The organism is Kitasatospora sp. NPDC127116, assembly GCF_042677365.1.
Lineage (GTDB): Bacteria > Actinomycetota > Actinomycetes > Streptomycetales > Streptomycetaceae > Kitasatospora > Kitasatospora lactacystinica.
Genome location: NZ_JBHXTL010000080.1, coordinates 26,797 through 46,366, shown reverse-complemented (window position 1 = coordinate 46,366; position 19,570 = coordinate 26,797). Strand labels below are relative to the sequence as shown.

The window sequence follows — 19,570 nt, the reverse complement described above, 5'->3', positions numbered from 1 at the left end:
GGCCGGCCATGCAGTGCATGAGGGTGGACTTGCCGGAGCCGGACGGGCCCATGATGGCGGTGAACTCGCCCTGGGGGAAGGTGACGCTGACGTTGTCGAGGGCGACGACGCGGGTCTCCCCCTCCCCGTAGACCTTGTTCAGGCTGGTGGCTCGGGCGGCCGCCCGCCCGGTGTGGACGGCGGTTGCGGGGAACGTCACGTGGACTCCTCGAACGGATTAACGGAATGTTTAACTCCGTAACATCATCCCAAGCTGTTCGAACGCGATGTGTATGCCGCGCGGACGGTCGGCCCCCGCCCACCCGGCGGGGTGGCGGGGGCGATCTCCTCCTCAGGTATGACGCCGGCCCCTGAGGGATCTGGTTCCGGCCGGCTACTCGACCGCCACGCCGAAGGCCGCAGCCAGCCCGGCCAGACCGTTCGTCACCGCCCGCCCGGACGGGCTGAACTCCCAGCCGCCGGCGCCCCGGCGGAACGCCCCGAGCAGCATCGCGGTGTCCGGCACCCCGCCGGTCGGTCCCGCCCAGGCGTCCGGACCGCCCGCGCCCGGCCCGTACGCGGCGGCGAGGGCCAGGCCGTGCACGTAGCCGAGCGGCAGCGCCGGGTGCTCCTCCTCCTCGGTGGACACGGCGACCACCACCTCCTCGACGGCGGCCGGCAGCCGGTGCAGGTCCAGCGCCAGCCGGGCCGCCCGGGTCGGCTCGCCCGGCACCGAGCGGGTCGGATGCAGCCGGACGGAACCGTCCGGGTCCTGCGGGCTGTTGAAGAACACGAAGTGCTCGTCGCTCAGCACCCGGCCGCCCGCGCACAGGAACGCGGTGACGTCCAGCTCCACCGCGTCCCCGCCGGCCGTCCGGCTCTGCCAGCTCACCGTGAGGGCGGTCTCACCAGCCCCCTCGGGACCGCCGTTCGCGGCCGTGGTGGCGGCGGCCCCGGCCTCCCCGGACCCGCCGCCGAGCCGGCCGCGCAGACCCTGCTCGGCGAGCAGGACGACCAGCTCCGGACCGCTCACCAGCGTCAGCGGCTTGCCCTCGATGTAGCTGTACGAGCCGCGGCCGAAGCCCGCGGTGGTGACCAGGATGCCCTTGTTCGCGCCGTGGTGGCGGACGGTGGACTCCAGGTCGCGCACCGCCGTCGGCGGGACGGTCTTCTTGTAGCGCTTCGCCTGGATCACGATCTTGCCGCCGGTCACCGGGTCCAGGTCCTCCGCCACCACGTCCACCCCGACGTCGCCGCTGCGGGCCGTGGTCATCACCCGGAAGCCGCGCAGCCGGAACAGCTCGGCGATCAGGTCCTCGAACTCCAGCGGGTCCATCTCGAACAGGTCCGGCTCGTCCTCGCCGCCGTGCCCGGCCAGGCTCCCGCCGACGCTCTCCGGCCGCCGGTCCGGGCGCACCTCGTCCAGCCGCTCCGGGCGCGCCGACAGCCGGCCGCCCAGGCCCTGGAAGCACTCCAGCGGATCCACCCGGTCCAGTGCCAGTCCGGCGAAGCCGGCCCGGGTCGCGGTCAGGGTGGACAGGAAGCGCTCGGCCTCCCGGCCGGTCGCCGGGTCGATGCCGAGGACGAAGCCGTTCAGCACCACCGAGTCCAGCAGCCCGTCCCGGTCCGCCCGGAACAGCTCCGCCGCCACCCGCAGCGCCGACTGCGCCAGCACCTGCCGGTACAGCGCCTTGCGCTCCGTCGCCGGGCGGGCCACCTCGGCCTCGCGGTCGTCCGACTTCACGTACCGCACCCGGGCGGCGGCCGGCACCACGTCCGGCCCGGGCAGCTCCCAGTCCACCACCAGCTGGCGGCTCCCGGCGTCGAACGCCGCCACCAGCCGGTGCGGGAAGCCCTCCGGCCAGGCCGCCGAGGCGTACAGGCCCGCGGTGAAGTACTCCTGCACCGCCTCCGGCTCACCCGCCCGCAGCCGGCGCAGCAACTCCTCGGTCCGCGCGGCCAGCTCCTCCTGCTGCCGGCGGGACTGCTCGGCCCAGGCCAGGTACTCCTGGTGGTACCCGGCCAGCCGCTGCTGCCGGTCCGCCTCCCGGGCCTGGGCGGCGTACCAGTCCTGCTCGAACCGGGCCCGGGCCTGGGCCAGGTACTGCTCGTACTGCTGCCGCACCCCCGGGTTGCGGGCCTGGACCGGGTCCGGCGGCGGCACGAAGTACCGGGCCGAGGACTGGTCCGGCATCGGCACCGGCTCGCCCAGCGGACCCGGATCGAACGGCGGCACCGCCGGCGCCGCCAGCAGGGCCTGCGGGCCGAAGGCCGGCGCGGCCAGTCCGGCGGCCAGCAGGCTCCTCAACTCCTCCACCCGGGCGTCCAGTTCGGCCGTCCGCCGGGCCACCTCCGCCTCCCGCGACTGCTGGTGGGCGCGCAGCGCCTCGCGCTCGTCGCGGGCCGCCGCCTTCTGCGTCTCGCGCTGCTCCCGCTCCCGGCGGCGCAGTTCCGCCGCCTCGGCGCGCCACCGGGCCTCCTCCCGGCGCTGCTGCTGTCGCTGCGCCTCCGCCCAGATCGCCAGCACCCCGCTGCTCCGCCGCCCCGACACCGTCCGTCCACCCCATTCGCCTCGCGCCGACCGGCCGCCGCGGCACCGCCTCCCGGCTGCGCCGCCGACCGCGCCCGCAACAATAGAACGTGAACACCCCGCCGGGCCAAGCGCCGGTGACCTGCGGGGCTTTCGGGCGGGGCGACGGCGCCGGAGGGCGTGGCGGCCGAGGCGGTGGAAAACCGACGCGGGCCCGCCCGGCGGTGTGTCGCCGGACAGGCCCGCGGTCTCCCGCGCCGTGCTGTCGCAGGGTCAGGAGGAGACGGCGTCGGCCTTCTGGATGGTCGCCCCGAGGTCGCACCAGGTGGTCGAGGTGCCGCCGGACTCGGCGCGGTTGCCGTAGTGGGTGTAGTTGCCGTAGCCCGGCTTGTAACAGACGATCCGGCCGGTGAAGGCCGAGCCGACGCAGCGGATCGAGGCGCCCGCGTGGCCGCCGCTGCCGGTGAAGTAGGACGGCGCGTTGCAGCTCAACGCGGTCGTGGTGGCCGAGGCCGGGCCGGCGGCCAGGAGCAGGCCCGAGGCGGCGAGGGCGAGAGCGCCGGTGGTGGCGGCGGCACGCTGGAGAATGCGCATGGCTGTTCCCTTCCCGAGGGGGATCGTTCGTGAGGGATTCACTGCCGAGGACGCTAGCCGTGCATTTTGACGGGGTCACGTCGACCCGAGGGCCCGTCGAGCGGGGTTCGAGCGGAGGTCCGGCCGCCGCCCGCCCACCAGGGCCCGGAGGCTCCGCCGGAGCGGCCGGCCCGTCGGTGGCACCGGGTAGTCTCGACGGCTACCGACGGCAAGGAGAGACGTGACGATCCCCCCGCAGCACCCGGAGCCCCGGGGGCGCCCCGCCGGCTGGATCTCCACTGGTCTGAGCTGGCAGGACGGCCGCGCCCTGCTCGGGGCCGTGTGCGGCACCCGGGTGCACGAGCGCGAGGTGGCGCCGGGGGCGGAGGTCGGCTGGCTGCTGGGCGGCCCGCGCCGCTGCGTCGGGGCCTGGCTGGCGGGGGCGACGGAGCGCACGCCCTGCCCGCACCACGCGGTGATCGATCCGGCCGGCGGGGCGACCCAGTGCCCGGCGTGCCAGAGCGTGGACCGCGGCCTCGCCCTCGCCCGGGACCAGATCCTCGACGACGGCCGCACCTACCTGCTCTACCTCGCCTGGTTCGGCGAGGGCCTGCTCAAGGTCGGCCTCACCGCTGAACAGCGCGGCGACAGCCGGCTGCTCGAACAGGGCGCGCTGGCCTACGCGTTCACCGCCCGCGGCGCCCTGCCGGCGGTCCGGCGCGCCGAACTCACCGTCGCTGCCTCGGGCCTGGCCCGCGAGCGGTACAAGTCCCGGCTCAAGACCGAGCACTGGTGGTCGCACGGCGACACCCCGTACCGCCGTACGGTGCTCGCCGAGGCCCGCGCGCAGGCGCACCGGCTGCTGGACGGCCATGCCGTGGAGCTGCTCGCCGACCGCCCGGTGGTCGACCACGTCGAGCGCTACGGCCTGGCCGGCGGCGCCCCGGAGGCGTACCGGGAGATCGTCGGGCTGGCCGACGGCGCGGTCGTCGCGGGCCGGCTCCGGCCGCCGGTGGGCCGGCACCTCTTCCTCGACCAGGCGGACGGCTCCGGCCCGCTGCTGCTGGACACCCGGCTGCTCACCGGCTGGACCCTCGGCCCGGTCACCGGCCGCGGTTCCACCGGCCTGACCCTGCGCGAGCGACTGCGTCCGCCGGAGCCGGACACCCAGGAGGCGCTGTTCTGAGAGCGTTCGCGGAACCGCCCCGACCAGCATGGTTGCGTAATAAAACCGCAAGGGCCTGGCCTCGGCCTTGCGGTTTTAATTTGCTACCACTTTGGAGCGGGTCCAAACCATGATCGCTGCCCACGAGACCTTCGACGGCACCTTCCCGTACCGACCGCACTTCAGCACGGCTCCCGGCTTCCCCCTGCACTACGTGGACGAGGGCGCCGGCCCCGTCGTGCTCTGCCTGCACGGCGAACCCACCTGGGGCTACCTCTTCCGGGACCTGATCCGCCGCCTGGCCCCGACCCACCGGGTGATCGCCCCCGACCACATGGGGTTCGGCAAGAGCGCCACCCCGGCCGGGCGCGGCTACCGGCTGCAGGACCACGTCGACAACCTGGAGGCGCTGGTCCTGGACCTCGGCCTGCGCCAGCTCACCCTGGTCCTCCACGACTTCGGCGGACCGGTCGGCATGGGCCTGGCCGCCCGCCGCCCCGATCTGATCGCCCGGGTGGTGAGCGTCAACGGACCCACGCCCTTCGGCCAGCCCGGCCTCGGCGCGGCGCTCGCCGCCAACGCGGCCGAGTCCCCGTGGTTCGGCTGGATCGCCCGGGCGCACGCCGACGGCAGCCTGGCCGCCGTCCTCGGTGAACTCGGCCACACGATCCTCAGCATCCTGAAGCTCAACGGCTTCCAGAACAACGCCCTGATCACGGACACCTGGCTGGCCGCCTACGGAGCGGCCTTCCCCTCCCGCGCGGAGGCCGCGGGCGCGATCGGCTGGGCGGAGGGCTTCGCGACCGGGGCGCACACCTTCGAGACTCCGGGCGGCGAGGCCCGCGCGGCGCTCGCCGCCCTGCCCGCGCTCGCCCTGTGGGGCACGGCCGACCGGACCCTCGCCGCCCGGCACTTCCTGCCGCTGTTCGCCGAGGCGTTCCCCCGCGGCCGGATCGTCGAACTGCCCGGCGTCGGCCACTACAGCCCCGAGGACGCCCCGGACGCCGTCGGCGACCTGGTGCAGCGCTTCCTCGCGGAGACGGAGACGGAGACGGAGACGAAGCCGGAGACGGAGACGAAGGCGAGGGGTGCGGCGTAGACCGGCGCCCGCGAGCGGGCGCCGGTCGGTCGGTCAGCCGCTGATCAGGGCCAGGAGCTGGTTCGCGAGTCCCAGCGCCGGGGCGGCCGCCTCGCCGACGCTCTGGGCCAGGCCGGCCAGCAGCAGCAGGGTGTTGCGCCGGCGGCCCGGTTCCTCCGCGGCGGGGCTGGTCAGCACCGGCAGGGCCTCGGCGAGGCTCTGCCGGTCCGCCTCGTGGAGCCGGCCGTCCCGGGCCAGCTCGGTGACCACGGCGGCGAGCCGGGCGAACAGCGCGGCGACCTCCGGCGGCAGGGCCTGGTCGGCGGCCGGGCCGTTGTTGTGCTGGATGCCGACGTTGTTGCTGCCGCCGTGGATGGTGACCCGGTCGCCGTACTGGACGTTCGGACGCTCGTTGTCGTTCACTTGCTGACTCCCGTGTTTCCCTGGCCGCCGTAGATGTTGACGCTGTCGCCGAACTGGTACTGCCGCAGGTCCACGCTGATGGTCTGGACGACCTGCTGGAACTCGGCCTGCGGGTTCTCGATCGCGCGGGTGATGACGGCCTGCAGCTCGAACGCCGGCTCCGCGGTGAGCCAGGCCAGCACCGCGGTCGGCGGGCCGGCCGTGTCCACGGCCAGCACGTACAGGTCGGGCCGGCGCAGCACCGGCCAGGTGAAGATCAGGAAGTAGACCGCCACGAGGATCACCGCGACGAGGACCAGCGTGCCGGACCCGGATTCCGAGGACGAGCCGTCGGCGGCCTGCGCGATCACGAACACGGGCAGGAAGACGACCAGGGCGAAGGCGAGCAGCCGCAGGAGCGCGCGGCGCCGGCCGGGCACGATCAGGGAGGTGCCGACCCGGGCCACGTTGGCCAGCGGGTACGCGGCCTGCCCGATCCAGAGGATGCGGTTGGTGACCGCGACGCGGGTGGTGGTCGGGGTGCCGCTGGGACCGCTCGTGAAGGCCGGCGGCGGGGCGGTGGGCGGTGGCGGCCCGAACGGGGCCGGTGTCGGCGGCCCGCCGGGCGGAGGCGGCGGAACGAACGGGAAGGAGCCGGTCTGGCCGGCTCGGGGCGAATCGGCAGGATCGGTCGGCTGCATGGCCATGTCCCCCAAGGCTGTCGTGCAGGGGAGGACAATGTGCCAGCACGCTCCGGGTCTGCACAAGTTCATTGTCGTGCCCGGTAACTGACATATCGTCGGTTCGTATGCCCCGGCGGGCGCCGTGACGCCCCTGGCCCCGCCGGCCGCGGGCCGTCAGCTCAGCTTGCCGCGCAGCACGCCCGGGCCGGAGCGGGCCCGGCGGGACAGCGGCGGGCGGGACGGGCGGACGTCGGCGCGGGCCGGCTGCTCGGCCGCCTCCGCGGCCCGCCCGGCCAGCGCGGCCCGGGCGGCGGCCAAGGCGACCCGGGCGAGCAGCGGGTCCTCCCGGACACCGGCGGCGTGCTTGGCGCTCTGGCAGGCGGTGCACCAGACCGGCGAGGCCGGCCCGTCCGGGTACACCATCTCCTCGGGCGGCAGGTAGTGCCCACCGCACTCGACGCACTCGAAGACGAACCTCATCCGACGATCACCGTCCCGGATCCGTGGCACCGACCGCAGGGCGACCAGAACGTGTGGACGCTGGGCACCATGCTTCCTTCCTCGTCCAGTTCGACCGTTGCCTCGGTCTTCTGGGTCCCCCCGGACCCGCCGCAACCGGAACAGGACTGAACCTCGGGCATATGCCGTCCTTCCGTGGCGGAGCACCACCGTAGCGCGATTCTCCGTCAGGAAGCACCGCCCGCCGGGATCCGCCACCCGTACGGGTAGCGCGAACCCCCGCCGCACGCCCCGCCGTAGCAAGTGTCGGCCCCCGCCTGAGCACCAGGGCGGGGGCCGACCGCAGGAGGGGAGTCGTCAGCCGCGGGCGGCCCGCAGGAACTCCCGGTTCATCGCCGCGATGCTGGGCAGCGGGATGCCCTTGGGACAGGCGGTGGCGCACTCGCCGGTGTTGGTGCAGCCGCCGAAGCCCTCGGCGTCCATGGCCGAGACCATGTTCCGCACCCGGGCGGCCCGTTCCGGCGCGCCCTGCGGCAGCACGTTGAGGTGCACCACCTTGGCGGAGGTGAAGAGCATCGCCGAGCCGTTCGGGCAGGCCGCCACACAGGCGCCGCAGCCGATGCACTCGGCGTGCTCGAAGGCGGTGTCGGCGACCTCCTTGGGGACGGGTGTGGCGTGCGCCTCGGGGGCGCTGCCGGTGGGGGCGGTGATGTAGCCGCCGGAGCCGATGATCCGGTCGAAGGCCGAGCGGTCCACCACCAGGTCCTTGACCACCGGGAAGGCCGCCGCCCGCCAGGGCTCGACGTCGATGGTGTCGCCGTCCTGGAAGTGCCGCATGTGCAGCTGGCAGGTGGTGGTGCGCTCGGGGCCGTGCGCCCGGCCGTTGATGACCATGCCGCAGGCGCCGCAGATGCCCTCGCGGCAGTCGTGGTCGAAGGCGACCGGCTGGTCGCCGCGGGTGATCAGTTCTTCGTTGAGGGTGTCCAGCATCTCCAGGAAGGACATGTCCGGGCTGATCCCGCTGACCTGGTAGGTGGTCATCGAGCCGGGTGCGTCCGGGCCGGCCTGGCGCCAGATGCGCAGGGTGAGGTTCACGCGTAGCTCCGCTGGGTGAGGTGGACGTGCTCGAAGTCGAGTTCCTCGCGGTGGAGGACGGGTGCCGCGCCGGTGGCGGTGAACTCCCAGGCGGCGGCGTAGGAGAAGTCCTCGTCGCGGCGGGCGGCCTCGCCGTCGGGGGTCTGGCTCTCGGTGCGGAAGTGGCCGCCGCAGGATTCGGCGCGGTGCAGTGCGTCCAGGCACATCAGTTCGGCCAGTTCGAAGTAGTCGACGAGCCGGTTGGCCTTCTCCAGCGACTGGTTGAGCTCCTGCCCGGTGCCGGGCACCTTGATCCGGCGCCAGAACTCCTCGCGCAGTTGCGGGATCCGCTCCAGCGCCCGCCGCAGTCCGGCCTCGTCGCGGGCCATTCCGCACTCGTTCCAGAGCAGTTCGCCGAGTTCGCGGTGGAAGGAGTCCGGGGTGCGGTCGCCGTCCACCGCGAGGATCAGGTTGAGCCGGTCCTCGACCTCGGCCTCCACCTCGGCGAGCACCGGGTGGTCGGCGGGTACGGTCGGCAGCGGGTGGCGGGCCAGGTAGTCGTTGATGGTCGGCGGCAGCACGAAGTAGCCGTCGGCCAGGCCCTGCATCAGGGCGCTGGCGCCGAGCCGGTTGGCGCCGTGGTCGGAGAAGTTGGCCTCCCCGATCGCGAACAGGCCGGGGACGGTGGTCTGCAGGTCGTAGTCGACCCAGAGCCCGCCCATCGTGTAGTGGATCGCCGGGTAGATCCGCATCGGCACCCGGTACGGGTCCTCGGCGGTGATCCGCTCGTACATCTCGAAGAGGTTGCCGTACCTGGCCTCGACGGCGTCCCGGCCCATCCGGCGGATCGCGTCGGCGAAGTCCAGGTAGACGCCCTGGCCGCCGGGGCCGACGCCGCGGCCCTCGTCGCAGACGTTCTTGGCGGCCCGGGAGGCGATGTCGCGGGGCACCAGGTTGCCGAACGACGGGTAGATCCGCTCCAGGTAGTAGTCCCGCTCCTCCTCGGGGATCTCGGCCGGCGGCCGGGTGTCGCCCTGTGCCTTGGGCACCCAGATCCGGCCGTCGTTGCGCAGCGACTCGCTCATCAGGGTGAGCTTGGACTGGTGGTCGCCGGAGCGCGGGATGCAGGTCGGGTGGATCTGGGTGAAGCACGGGTTGGCGAAGTACGCGCCGCGCCGGTGCGCCCGCCAGATCGCGGTGGTGTTGGAGTTCTTGGCGTTGGTGGAGAGGTAGAACACGTTGCCGTAGCCGCCGCTGGCGAGCACCACGGCGTCCGCGGTGTAGCTGCGGATCTCGCCGGTGACGAGGTCGCGGGCGACGATGCCGCGGGCCCGGCCGTCGACCACCAGCAGGTCGAGCATCTCGGTGCGCGGGTGCAGTTCCACGTTCCCGGCGGCGATCTGCCGGGAGAGCGCCTGGTAGGCGCCGAGCAGCAGCTGCTGGCCGGTCTGGCCGCGGGCGTAGAAGGTCCGGGAGACCTGCACGCCGCCGAAGGACCGGGTGTCGAGCAGGCCGCCGTACTCGCGGGCGAAGGGCACGCCCTGGGCCACGCACTGGTCGATGATCTCCACCGACACCTGGGCCAGCCGGTGCACGTTGGACTCGCGGGCGCGGAAGTCGCCGCCCTTGACGGTGTCGTAGAACAGCCGGCGGATCGAGTCGCCGTCGTTGCGGTAGTTCTTGGCCGCGTTGATGCCGCCCTGGGCGGCGATCGAGTGGGCGCGCCTGGGGGAGTCCTGGAAGCAGAACTGGACGACGTGGTAGCCCTGTTCGGCCAGGGTGGCGCCGGCCGCGCCGCCGGCCAGGCCGGTGCCGACCACGATCACGGTGTGCTTGCGCCGGTTGGCCGGGTTGACCAGCTTGGCGTCGAACCGCCGCTGGTCCCAGCGCTGTTCGATCGGGCCGGCGGGGGCCCTGGTGTCGGCGACCGGCTCGCCGAGGGTGTACTCCAGGTAGCTCATGTCAGCACTGCTCACTTCACGACTGCTCACTTCACGACTCCGGTCATCACGGCCACGGGGACGGACAGGAACCCGGCCGTCAGCACCAGGGCCAGGCCGTTCGCGATCAGCTTGAGCGCCCGGTCGCGGCGGGCGTTGTTGGCGCCGAGGGTCTGCGCGGCGCTCCAGAACCCGTGCCGGATGTGCAGGCCGACGGCCAGCATCGCGACGACGTAGAACACGTCGACGTACCAGCGGCCGAAGGAGGCCACGATGTTCTGGTACGGGTGGCCGTGCTCGGCGGCCGGGTTCACGGTCAGCGTGGTGAGGTCCAGGACGTGCCAGACGATGAACAGCGCCAGGATCACCCCGCCCCAGCGCATGGTCCTCGTCGCGTAGCTCGCCCGGCGGCGCTTGTGCACGTACCGGCTCGGGCGGGCCGCGAGGTCGCGGCGGCTGAGCTGGTACGCGGAGACGCCGTGCAGCACCACGGCGGCCAGCAGGCCGGCCCGGGCGATCCACAGGAACCACTCGTGGCCCAGGAAGGGCTGTCCGATGGTGCGCAGCCAGGCCGCGTAGCCGTTGATGTCGTCCGGGCCGAAGAACACCTTGAGGTTCCCCAGCATGTGTGCGACCAGGTACAGCAGCATGGCCAGTCCGGTGACGGCCATGACCGCCTTCTTGCCGACGGTCGACCGCCACAGGGTCGCCAGGGTGGACGGGTGCCGGGCCGTCCGAGTCGCGGTTGTCATGGCTGCAACGGTAGGGACGGCGGGTCGGGTGCGTCCAAGACATGATGTGGCTCGTGACGATAGGCACCGACTATCGATGCGGCCTATCCTGGCCCCGTGCAGCTCCAGCAACTCCGCTACTTCCTGGCCGTCGCCGAGACCCGGCACTTCACCCGGGCCGCCGAGGCGGCGCACGTCGCCCAGCCGTCGCTCTCGCAGCAGATCCGTTCGCTGGAGCGGGAGTTGGGCGCCGAACTGTTCCACCGCACCCGGGGCAACATCGCGCTGACCGACGCCGGGGACGCCCTGCTGCCGCTGGCCCGGCGCATCCTCGCGGACACCGAGAGCGCCCGGCTGGCCGTGCAGGAGACGGTCCAGCTGCGCCGCGGCCGGGTCCGGCTGGGCGCGCCGCCCAGCCTGTGCACCAGCCTGGTGCCGGACGTGCTGCGGGTCTTCCGGGACCGCTACCCGGGGGTGACGCTGGTGGTCCGGGAGGGTGGCTCGCGCGATCTGGTCGGCTGGCTGGCGGCGGGGGAGCTGGACCTCGCGCTGATCATCACCCGGCCGGGCGGGGAGCAGGAGCCCGCGCTGGCGGTCACCGAACTGCTGCACGAGGAACTGGTGCTGGTCGCCGCCGAGGGGCGGGCCCGGCGCAAGGTCCGGGTGACGGAGCTGAAGGACCGGCCGCTGGTGATGTTCCGGGAGGGCTACGACGTCCGGGAGGCGACCCTGGCGGCCTGCCGGGCGGCCGGGTTCGAGCCGCGGTTCGCGGTGGAGGGCGGCGAGATGGACGCGGTGCTGGGCTTCGTCCGGGCCGGGCTCGGGCCCGCCGTCGTCCCCGGCATGGTGGCCGCCCGCTCCGGCCTCGCGGTGACCGGGTTCGCCGGGCCCGGCCTCGGCCGCACCATCGCCGTCGCGCACGGCCACGAGGTGCCGCCCACCCGCGCGGCGGAGGCCCTGCGGGAGACCCTGCTGGCGCACCTGCGCGACGCCGCACGCGACGGCGAACTGCCTCCGGGCACCCGGCTGTTGCTGCCGTGAGCCCCGTCGCGAGCCGGCGGGGCGCTCCCGTCAGCGGATCCGGCGGGCGACGGGCCCGCTACGCGGCGGGCGGGGTTCCGCCCGAGCGCAGCGTGAGCAGGGTGATCTCGCTCGGGGCGAAGACCCGGAAGGGCGGGCCCCAGAAGCCGGTGCCGCGGCTGGTGTAGAGCTGGGTCCGCTCCCCGTGCCGGCTCAGGCCGTGCACCACCGGCTGATCGATGCGGACGAGGAAGTTGAACGGCCAGATCTGGCCGCCGTGGGTGTGCCCGGAGACCTGCAGGTCGATGCCGGCGGCAGCGGCCTGCGGGACGTACTTGGGCTGGTGGGCGACGAGCAGCACCGGCAGGGCCGGGTCCGCCCCCGCCAGTGCGCCGAGCAGGTTCGCACGGTGTCCGGCCAGGCCGGAGGACTCCGCGGTCACGTCGTCCACGCCGGCGAGCACGAGGGCGTCCCCGCCGCGCTCCACCACCACGTGGCGGTTGTGCAGCGGCTCCCAGCCCAGGTCCGCCATCCGGTCCAGCCAGCCCTGGGCCTCGCTGCCGTACTCGTGGTTCCCCGTGACGTAGACCCTGGCCAGCCGCGACCGGATCGTCCCGAGCGGCGCGGACTGCTCCCGGCGCTGGGCGGGGGTGCCGTCGGCGATGTCGCCGGCGTGGACCACGACGTCCGCGTCGAGCGCGTTGACCGCCTCGGTGACCCGCGCCGACCAGGCAGCCCGGTCGATCGGCCCGTAGTGGGTGTCGGCCAGCACCACGACCCGGGTCCCGTCCAGGCCGGCGCCGAGCCGCGGGACGTGCACGTCCACCCGCTTCACCCGGGGCACCCGCATCGCCTCGTGGTGCCCCCAGCCCAGCAGCCCGGCCGAGACCAGGGCGACGGCCACGGCCACCGCCCTGGCCCGGTCGGTGCCGCCGACGTCGAGCCCGACGAGCACCAGGTTCACCGCGCCGCCCAGCACCGACCAGGTGAACAGCACCCAGATCATCCCGAGGCTGGTGTCCGCGACGCGGGCGGCCCGGTCGCTGCGCCGCCGCCCGTGGCCCGCGACCATCAGGAAGGGGAAGGAGACCAGCCAGCCGGCGAGGACGACCGTGCCGGCCAGGAAGACCGGGAACGGCCAGTCGGCGCCGGAGGCGAACAGCGTCCACCAGGGCGGGAGGCACAGGAGGACGAGGACGAGCACGAGGACCGTCAGCCGCCGGACCAGGGAACGCCGGCGCCGCGCACCCCCGCCCGGGGGCTCCGTGCCCGCCGCGGGCCGGGGAGCGGCCACGACGGTCTCCGGGCCCTCGCGGTCCGCCGACCGGTGTCCCGACTCCAACTCCATGGATTCGCCTGCTGTCACCGCGTTGCCCTCACATCCGCTGCCGTGCCCTCGCTCCCCATCATCCGGCAGACCGTTGCCGCCGGGCCCGCCAGGGGCCGCCGTCGTCATCCGGTCCGTGCGCCACGAGGCCGCGAGGGCGCCGGGACGGGGCAGTGACGGGGCCCCGGCCCGGGGCCGGAGCACCGTCACCGCGGACGCCGTCGCGGCGCCGGTCCGTGAACTCGGGCCTGAGCCCGGGACTCAGCCGCCGCCGTAGGTGGACTGGGTGACCGCGAAGACGTTGCGTCCGCCCGCGGTCTCCTGCAGCGACCACAGCAGGTCGGGCTCGGTGGCGTCCTCCCAGTACGAGAGGCTCTCGCCGCCGCCCACCCAGGCGAAGGTCGAGGGGCCGGCGGTCGGGGTCCAGTAGTAGAGCTTCTTCTGCCCCGAGGAGTTGAACCACCAGCGGCCGTTGTGGGAGGCCACGCCGTTGAGGTTGTACCAGGGCAGTTGGAGGGCCTGGCCGGCGGTCGTCGTCGCGGCGAACGTCGTCGCCCCGGAGTCGAAGGGGAAGCGGACGGCCCTCGGCGGGCGGTTGGGGTAGTCGACGCAGTTCGCCTGGCAGGTGTACTCCGTCATCACCATCGACTTGCTGACCCGGTCGAGGGAGATCGACGACCAGACCAGTTTGGGTCCGGTGGCGGCCTGCGCGGTGACCGTGCCGATCTGGGGCAGCACGTACGCGTAGTTGTGGGCGTAGTAGACGGAGCCGGACTGGCGGCCGATCTGGTCGGCGGTGCCGCCGGTGTCGGTGTTGAGGATCTTGCGCATGTCGAAGACGCGCATGCCGCGGCCGGTGTCGGCGACGTAGAGGTAGTCGCCGTACCAGGAGACGCCGCCGGCGTGGATCGGGATGTCCTTGAAGTCCGGCGCGGCCGCGGTTCCGGTCGGCTCCACCAGGAGGATCTTGCGGTACTTGTTGGGGTAGGTGGCGTCCCAGTCGGCCAGGGTGATCCGGCTGCGCTGCTGGGCGCCGTCGCAGCCGTCCTTGGTGTACCAGCTCACCAGCACGAGCTGGTGGCCGTCGTAGTTGCCGCTGTTCGCCGTCCCCACGGCGTCCCGGCTCGTGGTGATGCCCTGGGGGAAGCTCTGGCAGTCGGAGTTGTCGCCGTCGTCGAACCGGAAGCCGGTGGACAGGCCGGCCACGGAGAAGGACGCGGGGAGCGGCTGCCGGTCGTGGTTCGCGTTCTCCATCACCGTGTGCACGGCGGAGGTCCCCAGCGTCGTGGCGAGCGCCGAGTTGAGGGTGTCGTACTGGTGGTAGTCCGAGGTGAGGGTGTAGTCGGAAGCGGTCAGGGCCGTCGGCGCCGCAGCGGCCGCCGCCGGCGAGGCGCCGGCGATCGTGCCGGTGACGAGCAGTCCGGCCGCGAGCAGCGCTCGTGCCGCTGTTCTGACTTGACGGAACATCAAGGTGAGCCCTCCGTGTGAAATGGATCAACGGGGTCACACACGGTAGGGCGCGTTGAGCATGTCCGCAACACCCCGAGGAGGGCCGGCGCGGACCCCGGAACAGCCGCCGGCGCGGGCCGGAGCCGATACGGCGCCCGGCCCTTCGGCCCGGCCGCCGGCGCCCTCTCCCCGGGTGCGCGCACGGCGAAGGCCCGGGGCTGCTCGGGTTCTAACGGGCCCCGGGCCTTCGTGGTGCGCGCGGTCAGGCCGGCAGTGCGGCCTCGATCGCGGTGATCAGCTCCGGCGCCTCCGGGTCGACCGGGGGGCGCAGGCGCGCGACGACGGTGCCGTCCGGGGAGATCAGGAACTTCTCGAAGTTCCAGGAGACGTCCCCGGCCTCGCCGGACGCGTCGGCGACCCCGGTGAGCTTGGCGTACAGCGGGTGGCGGTCCTCGCCGTTGACGTCGATCTTCTCGAACAGCGGGAAGGTCACGCCGTAGGTGGTGGAGCAGAAGGTGCGGATCTCCTCGGCGCTGCCCGGCTCCTGCCCGGCGAACTGGTTGCAGGGGAAGCCCAGCACGGTGAACCCGCGCCCGGCGTACCGCTGCTGGAGCCGCTCCAGGCCCTCGTACTGCGGGGTCAGGCCGCACCGGGAGGCGACGTTGACGATGAGCAGCGCCTTGCCCTTGTGGTCGGCCAGCGAGGTGGCCGCGCCGTCGAGGGTGCGAAGCGGGATGTCGTACAGGCTCACGGGAGTGGTCCTTTCGGGGAGTCGTCGGGCCGGGCCTCTTCCGGGGCCACGGTAGCGGCCGTGACCTGATCAACCGCGGTCGGCGTGCCGGTGTTCCGGGTGCGGGGGCGCGTGGGGGCGCACGGAGCGGCTCGTCCGCCCCCGCACGACCGGTGCGCGCGAGCGGCCGCGGCGCGTTCGGAGCGGGTCGGCCGCGGGTCGAGCGCGCGTTCAGAGCGCCAGCGGCCTGACGGCCGTCGGGGCGTGCTCCGGGAGGGTGGCCGTCTCCTCGAACTCGTTGACCTTGTCGATGTCGGCGGCGGCCATCGAGATGTTGGTGACCCGCTCCAGGATCGCCTCGACCACCACCGGGACGCGGAACTCCGCGGCCAGCTTCTTGGCCTCCTCGAACGCGGGCAGCAGGTCCTGCGGCTCGGTGACCCGGATCGCCTTGCAGCCCAGGCCCTCGACGACCTTGACGTGGTCGACGCCGTAGCCGCCCAGCTCCGGGGAGTTGACGTTCTCGAACTCCAGGTTGACCTGGTAGTCGATGTCGAAGTTGCGCTGCGCCTGGCGGATCAGGCCCAGGTAGGAGTTGTTCACCAGCACGTGGACGTACGGGATGCGGTGCTGGGCGCCGACCGCCAGCTCCTCGATCATGAACTGGAAGTCGTAGTCGCCGGAGAGCGCGACGACCTGGCCCCCGGGGTCGGCGGTGGCGACGCCCAGCGCGGCCGGGACGGTCCAGCCGAGCGGGCCGGCCTGGCCGCAGTTGATCCAGTGCCGCGGCCGGTAGACGTGCAGCAGCTGCGCGCCGGCGATCTGGGACAGGCCGATGGTGGTGACGTAGCGGGTCTCCGGGCCGAAGGCCCTGTTCATCTCCTCGTACACGCGCTGCGGCTTGAGCGGCACGTCGTCGAAGTGGGTGCGGCGCTGGAGCAGGGCCTTGCGCTCCTGGGTGGAGGAGGCCCAGGCGCCGCGGTCCTTGAGGGTGCCGGCGGCCCGCAGCTCGCGCGCCACCTCGACGAACAGTTCCAGCGCGGCCTTGGCGTCGGAGGCGATGCCGAGGTCCGGGGCGAAGATCCGGCCGAGCTGGGTGGGCTCGATGTCGACGTGGACGAAGGTGCGGCCCGCGGTGTAGACGTCCAGGCCGCCGGTGTGGCGGTTGGCCCAGCGGTTGCCGATGCCGAGGACGAAGTCGGAGGCGAGGAAGTTCTCGTTGCCGTAGCGGTGCGAGGTCTGCAGGCCGACCATGCCGGCGTTCAGCCGGTGGTCGTCCGGGACGATGCCCCAGCCCATCAGGGTCGGGACCACCGGGACGCCGGTGAGCTCGGCGAACTCCAGCAGCAGCTCGCAGGCGTCGGCGTTGATGACGCCGCCGCCGGCGACGATCAGCGGGCGCTCGGACCGCTGGAGCAGCGCGACGGCCTTCTCGATCTGGGTGCGGTTGGCGGCCGGCTTGTAGACCGGCAGCGGCTGGTAGGCCTCCGGGTCGAAGTCGATCTCGGTGAGCTGGACGTCGATCGGCAGGTCGATCAGGACCGGGCCGGGGCGGCCGGAGCGCATCAGGTGGAAGGCCTGCTGGAACACGCCGGGGACCTGCGCGGCCTCCAGCACGGTGGTGGCGGCCTTGGTGACCGGCCGCGCGATGGAGGCGATGTCGACGGCCTGGAAGTCCTCCTTGTGCAGCCGGGCGACGGGGGCCTGGCCGGTGATGCAGAGGATCGGGACGGAGTCGGCGATCGCCGAGTACAGGCCGGTGATCATGTCGGTGCCCGCCGGGCCGGAGGTGCCGATGCAGACCCCGATGTTGCCGGCCTCGGCGCGGGTGTAGCCCTCGGCCATGTGGGAGGCGCCCTCGACGTGCCGGGCCAGCGTGTGCCCGATCCCGCCGGAGGCCTTGAGCGCGGCGTAGAACGGGTTGATGGCTGCGCCCGGCACGCCGAACGCGACCTCGACGCCTTCGAGCTTGAGGATCTCCACGGCCGCGCGGGCGGCTGTCATACGAGGCATCGGATCTCTCCTGCTTCGGCCCGCAGTGGCTCGGAGGGCTCATCTCTCGAATTCCACCATACGGAAGAACGGTTTCTGTATGTGGAAACACGGTAGGGCGGGGTCCGTCGGGGCGTCAAGAGGAGTTCAACAGAATGTGGAGGCCCCGGACGGGGTCGGCGGCGGGGCGGCGGTGGGCCAGCGGTGGGGCGTCGGCGGGGCGGGAAACGGGCCGGGAGCAGGGCCGCGCAGCGCGGCCGGACCGATGGGGATTCGCACGCCCGAACGGCAGTCGCGCTGGTGTGCCCGGGGAAGCGGACGCTCCGCGCCGGGAAGCGCAGCCGGTGTGCAGTGGCCGTGAAGGGACGGTGCCGGTCGTTGGCCCGCCCCGCCGCGCTGGGTACCGTCGGTGGCACGCCGGGCCCGTGATGTCCAACTGAGGCCGTGGCAGGGGGGTTTGGGAGCGCCGCGGAGCGGGGGAACTCCGCCGGTGGCCCCGTCCAGGACCAGCGTGCCCGGTCCGCCGCACCCGAGCGAGGGACGCACCCCCCTGGCCGCACCGACCCGACACCCGCCGCCGCGCTCTGGTCCGCCCGGACCCGCGGCCGTACCGCTGTCGCCGCCCCCGGAGCGGTCCCTTCCCCCTTCTTCCTCGTGCTCCCCGCCCTTGCAACGGCGCGCCCGCTGCGGCGGGCGCGCGGAAGGAACGTCCCCATGCGCTGCTGCACCCCTGCCCGGTCCCTGGTGGTGACCGGGTGAACCCGCCGCCCCACCGGAGCGACAGCCCGCCGGGCCGCCTCCGCAAGCACGGCCCGCCGGGCCGGCCCCGCACCCCGGCCGCCGTCCTGCGCGCCGTCCCCTGGCGCCATGACCTGCCGGCCTCGCTGGTGGTGTTCCTGGTCGCCCTCCCGCTCTGCGTCGGCGTCGCCGTCGCCTCCGGCGTCCCGGCCGAACTCGGGCTGGTCACCGGGATCGTCGGCGGCCTGGTCGCCGGCCTGCTGCCCGGCAGCAGCCTCCAGGTCAGCGGTCCCGCCGCCGGACTGACCGTCCTGGTCGCCGACGCCGTCCAGCGCTTCGGCGCCGGCGCGCTCGGCCTGCTGGTGCTCGCCACCGGCCTGCTCCAGCTGGCGATGGGCGCCCTGCGGCTCGGCCGCTGGTTCCGGGCGATGTCCGCCTCGGTGGTGCACGGCATGCTGGCCGGCATCGGACTGACCCTGGTGTTCGGCCAGCTCTACGCGCTCGCCGACCGCCGCGCCCCCGCCACCGGGCCGGAGAAGATCGCCGGACTGCCCGCCCTGCTGGGCGACGTGCTGACCGCCGCGGCCAACCCGAGCGCGGTCGCCCTCGGCCTCGGCACCCTGCTGGTCCTGGTCGGCTGGAAGTACCTGCCGGAGCGCGCCGCCCGGGCCGTCCCCGCCCCGCTGGCCGCCGTCGGCCTGGCCGCCGCCGTCACCGCGGTCGTCGACCTGCCGGTGGCCCGGATCCGGGTGGCCGGACTGTTCGACGTGGTGCACCTGCCCGACCGCGAGTCGCTGACCGCCCTGGCCGGCACCGCCGGGCTCGGCACGGTCGTCGCCTTCACCCTGATCGCCTCCGCCGAGACGCTGTTCAGCGCCGCCGCCGTCGACCGGATGCATCACGGCCCGCGCACCCACTACGACCGCGAACTCACCGCCCAGGGCGTCGGCAACACCGTCTGCGGCCTGCTCGGCGCGCTGCCGATGACCGCCGTGATCGTGCGCAGCGCCACCAACGTCCAGGCCGGCGCGCGCACCAAGGCCTCGCGGGTGCTGCACGGCGGCTGGCTGCTGCTGTTCACCGCGCTGCTGCCCGGCGCGCTCGGGCTGGTGCCGCTCACCGCGCTGGCCGCCGTCCTGGTGCACGCCGGCGCTAAGCTGGTGCCGCTGCGCCGGATCGTCGCGCTCTGCCGCGGGCACCTGGGCGAGGCGCTGGTGCTGGTGGTGACGGCGGCCGCGATCATCGCCACCGACCTGTTCGAGGGGGTGCTGATCGGCGTCGGCCTGGCGGTGGCCAAGTCCGCCTGGCAGACCTCGCACCTGCAGATCGCGGTGGAGGAGCAGCCGCAGCCGACCGGGGAGGCGCTGCACCGGGTGCGGCTGAGCGGCAACGCCACCTTCCTGCGGCTGCCCCGGCTGCTGGACACCCTGGAGCGGCTGCCGGCGGACCGGCCGGTGGAGCTGGACTGGTCCGGGCTGCGCCACCTGGACCACGCCTGCACGGTGGCGCTGGTCTCCTGGGCCGCCCAGCACCGGGCCCGCTCCACCGCGCCGCTGGCGGTCGACCCGCCGCTGCCGAGCGTCGCCTGAGGTCGGACACGCCCTAGCCTGGTGGCGGGGGGGGGGGGGGCCCGCCCCCCGAACCCGGGGGGGCCGACCCACGGGCGGCCAGCCCGGTTAGCCGCCGTTTAAGTGTACCCC

General features: G+C 73.8%; 17 protein-coding genes. 4 read left to right on the top strand and 13 right to left on the bottom strand.

What is annotated here, in order from left to right:
- The 3 genes from ACFVHV_RS28335 to ACFVHV_RS28325 all read right to left on the bottom strand — a co-directional run.
- The coding region (locus ACFVHV_RS28335; protein WP_380354572.1) for an ATP-binding cassette domain-containing protein at positions 1-199 on the bottom strand (199 nt) is incomplete at its 3' end.
- Between the two features lie 174 nt (positions 200-373).
- Positions 374-2,506, bottom strand: coding sequence for a restriction endonuclease (locus ACFVHV_RS28330; protein ID WP_380354569.1), 2,133 nt, complete (start codon positions 2,504-2,506; stop codon positions 374-376).
- Between the two features lie 276 nt (positions 2,507-2,782).
- Positions 2,783-3,103, bottom strand: a complete 321-nt coding sequence (locus ACFVHV_RS28325; protein WP_359913833.1) for a hypothetical protein — start codon at positions 3,101-3,103, stop codon at positions 2,783-2,785.
- Between the two features lie 220 nt (positions 3,104-3,323).
- Between ACFVHV_RS28325 and ACFVHV_RS28320 the strand changes: the two genes are divergently transcribed.
- Both ACFVHV_RS28320 and ACFVHV_RS28315 read left to right on the top strand, forming a co-directional pair.
- The gene (locus ACFVHV_RS28320; protein ID WP_380354566.1) at positions 3,324-4,268 is read left to right on the top strand and encodes a DUF2797 domain-containing protein; all 945 of its coding nucleotides are present in this window, start codon (positions 3,324-3,326) and stop codon (positions 4,266-4,268) included.
- Positions 4,269-4,377: 109 nt separating this feature from the next.
- Positions 4,378-5,346, top strand: a complete 969-nt coding sequence (locus ACFVHV_RS28315) for an alpha/beta fold hydrolase (RefSeq protein ID WP_380354564.1) — start codon at positions 4,378-4,380, stop codon at positions 5,344-5,346.
- Between the two features lie 33 nt (positions 5,347-5,379).
- On the opposite strand, the gene ACFVHV_RS28310 is transcribed toward ACFVHV_RS28315, so the two are convergent.
- From ACFVHV_RS28310 to ACFVHV_RS28285, 6 genes are all read right to left on the bottom strand, one after another.
- Positions 5,380-5,748 carry a hypothetical protein gene (locus tag ACFVHV_RS28310; RefSeq protein ID WP_359913826.1) on the bottom strand — a complete coding sequence of 123 codons (369 nt, stop codon included), beginning with the start codon at positions 5,746-5,748 and terminating at the stop codon, positions 5,380-5,382.
- Entirely contained in the window at positions 5,745-6,434 is a 690-nt protein-coding gene (locus ACFVHV_RS28305; RefSeq protein WP_380354561.1) for a DUF6232 family protein, read from the bottom strand. Before ACFVHV_RS28305 ends, ACFVHV_RS28310 begins: the two co-directional genes overlap by 4 nt.
- Positions 6,435-6,584: 150 nt before the next feature.
- Positions 6,585-6,890, bottom strand: a complete 306-nt coding sequence (locus ACFVHV_RS28300; RefSeq protein ID WP_359913821.1) for a hypothetical protein — start codon at positions 6,888-6,890, stop codon at positions 6,585-6,587.
- Positions 6,891-7,226: 336 nt separating this feature from the next.
- Positions 7,227-7,964, bottom strand: a complete 738-nt coding sequence (locus ACFVHV_RS28295; RefSeq protein WP_359913819.1) for a succinate dehydrogenase/fumarate reductase iron-sulfur subunit — start codon at positions 7,962-7,964, stop codon at positions 7,227-7,229.
- Entirely contained in the window at positions 7,961-9,904 is a 1,944-nt protein-coding gene (locus tag ACFVHV_RS28290; RefSeq protein WP_380354584.1) for a fumarate reductase/succinate dehydrogenase flavoprotein subunit, read from the bottom strand. Before ACFVHV_RS28290 ends, ACFVHV_RS28295 begins: the two co-directional genes overlap by 4 nt.
- A gap of 26 nt (positions 9,905-9,930) precedes the next feature.
- Positions 9,931-10,635, bottom strand: coding sequence for a succinate dehydrogenase cytochrome b subunit (locus ACFVHV_RS28285; protein ID WP_380354559.1), 705 nt, complete (start codon positions 10,633-10,635; stop codon positions 9,931-9,933).
- A 96-nt stretch (positions 10,636-10,731) separates the two neighbouring features.
- Here ACFVHV_RS28285 and ACFVHV_RS28280 point away from each other — a divergent pair, with 96 nt between their 5' ends.
- A complete protein-coding gene (locus tag ACFVHV_RS28280; protein WP_359913813.1) occupies positions 10,732-11,655 on the top strand; it encodes a LysR substrate-binding domain-containing protein in 924 nt (307 codons plus the stop codon).
- Positions 11,656-11,713: 58 nt separating this feature from the next.
- Here ACFVHV_RS28280 and ACFVHV_RS28275 read toward each other — a convergent pair whose 3' ends face one another.
- The 4 genes from ACFVHV_RS28275 to gcl all read right to left on the bottom strand — a co-directional run bounded on the left by ACFVHV_RS28275 (position 11,714) and on the right by gcl (position 17,153).
- The gene (locus ACFVHV_RS28275; protein WP_380354556.1) at positions 11,714-12,982 is read right to left on the bottom strand and encodes a metallophosphoesterase; all 1,269 of its coding nucleotides are present in this window, start codon (positions 12,980-12,982) and stop codon (positions 11,714-11,716) included.
- Between the two features lie 240 nt (positions 12,983-13,222).
- A complete protein-coding gene (locus ACFVHV_RS28270; RefSeq protein WP_380354582.1) occupies positions 13,223-14,428 on the bottom strand; it encodes a hypothetical protein in 1,206 nt (401 codons plus the stop codon).
- A gap of 244 nt (positions 14,429-14,672) precedes the next feature.
- Complete coding sequence (locus ACFVHV_RS28265) at positions 14,673-15,161, bottom strand: glutathione peroxidase (RefSeq protein WP_359913807.1); 489 nt, start codon at positions 15,159-15,161, stop codon at positions 14,673-14,675.
- 210 nt (positions 15,162-15,371) lie between these two features.
- A complete protein-coding gene (gene gcl / locus ACFVHV_RS28260) occupies positions 15,372-17,153 on the bottom strand; it encodes a glyoxylate carboligase (RefSeq protein ID WP_380354553.1) in 1,782 nt (593 codons plus the stop codon).
- 824 nt (positions 17,154-17,977) lie between these two features.
- Between gcl and ACFVHV_RS28255 the strand changes: the two genes are divergently transcribed.
- Positions 17,978-19,459, top strand: a complete 1,482-nt coding sequence (locus tag ACFVHV_RS28255) for a SulP family inorganic anion transporter (RefSeq protein WP_380354580.1) — start codon at positions 17,978-17,980, stop codon at positions 19,457-19,459.
- Positions 19,460-19,570: the final 111 nt, after the last annotated feature.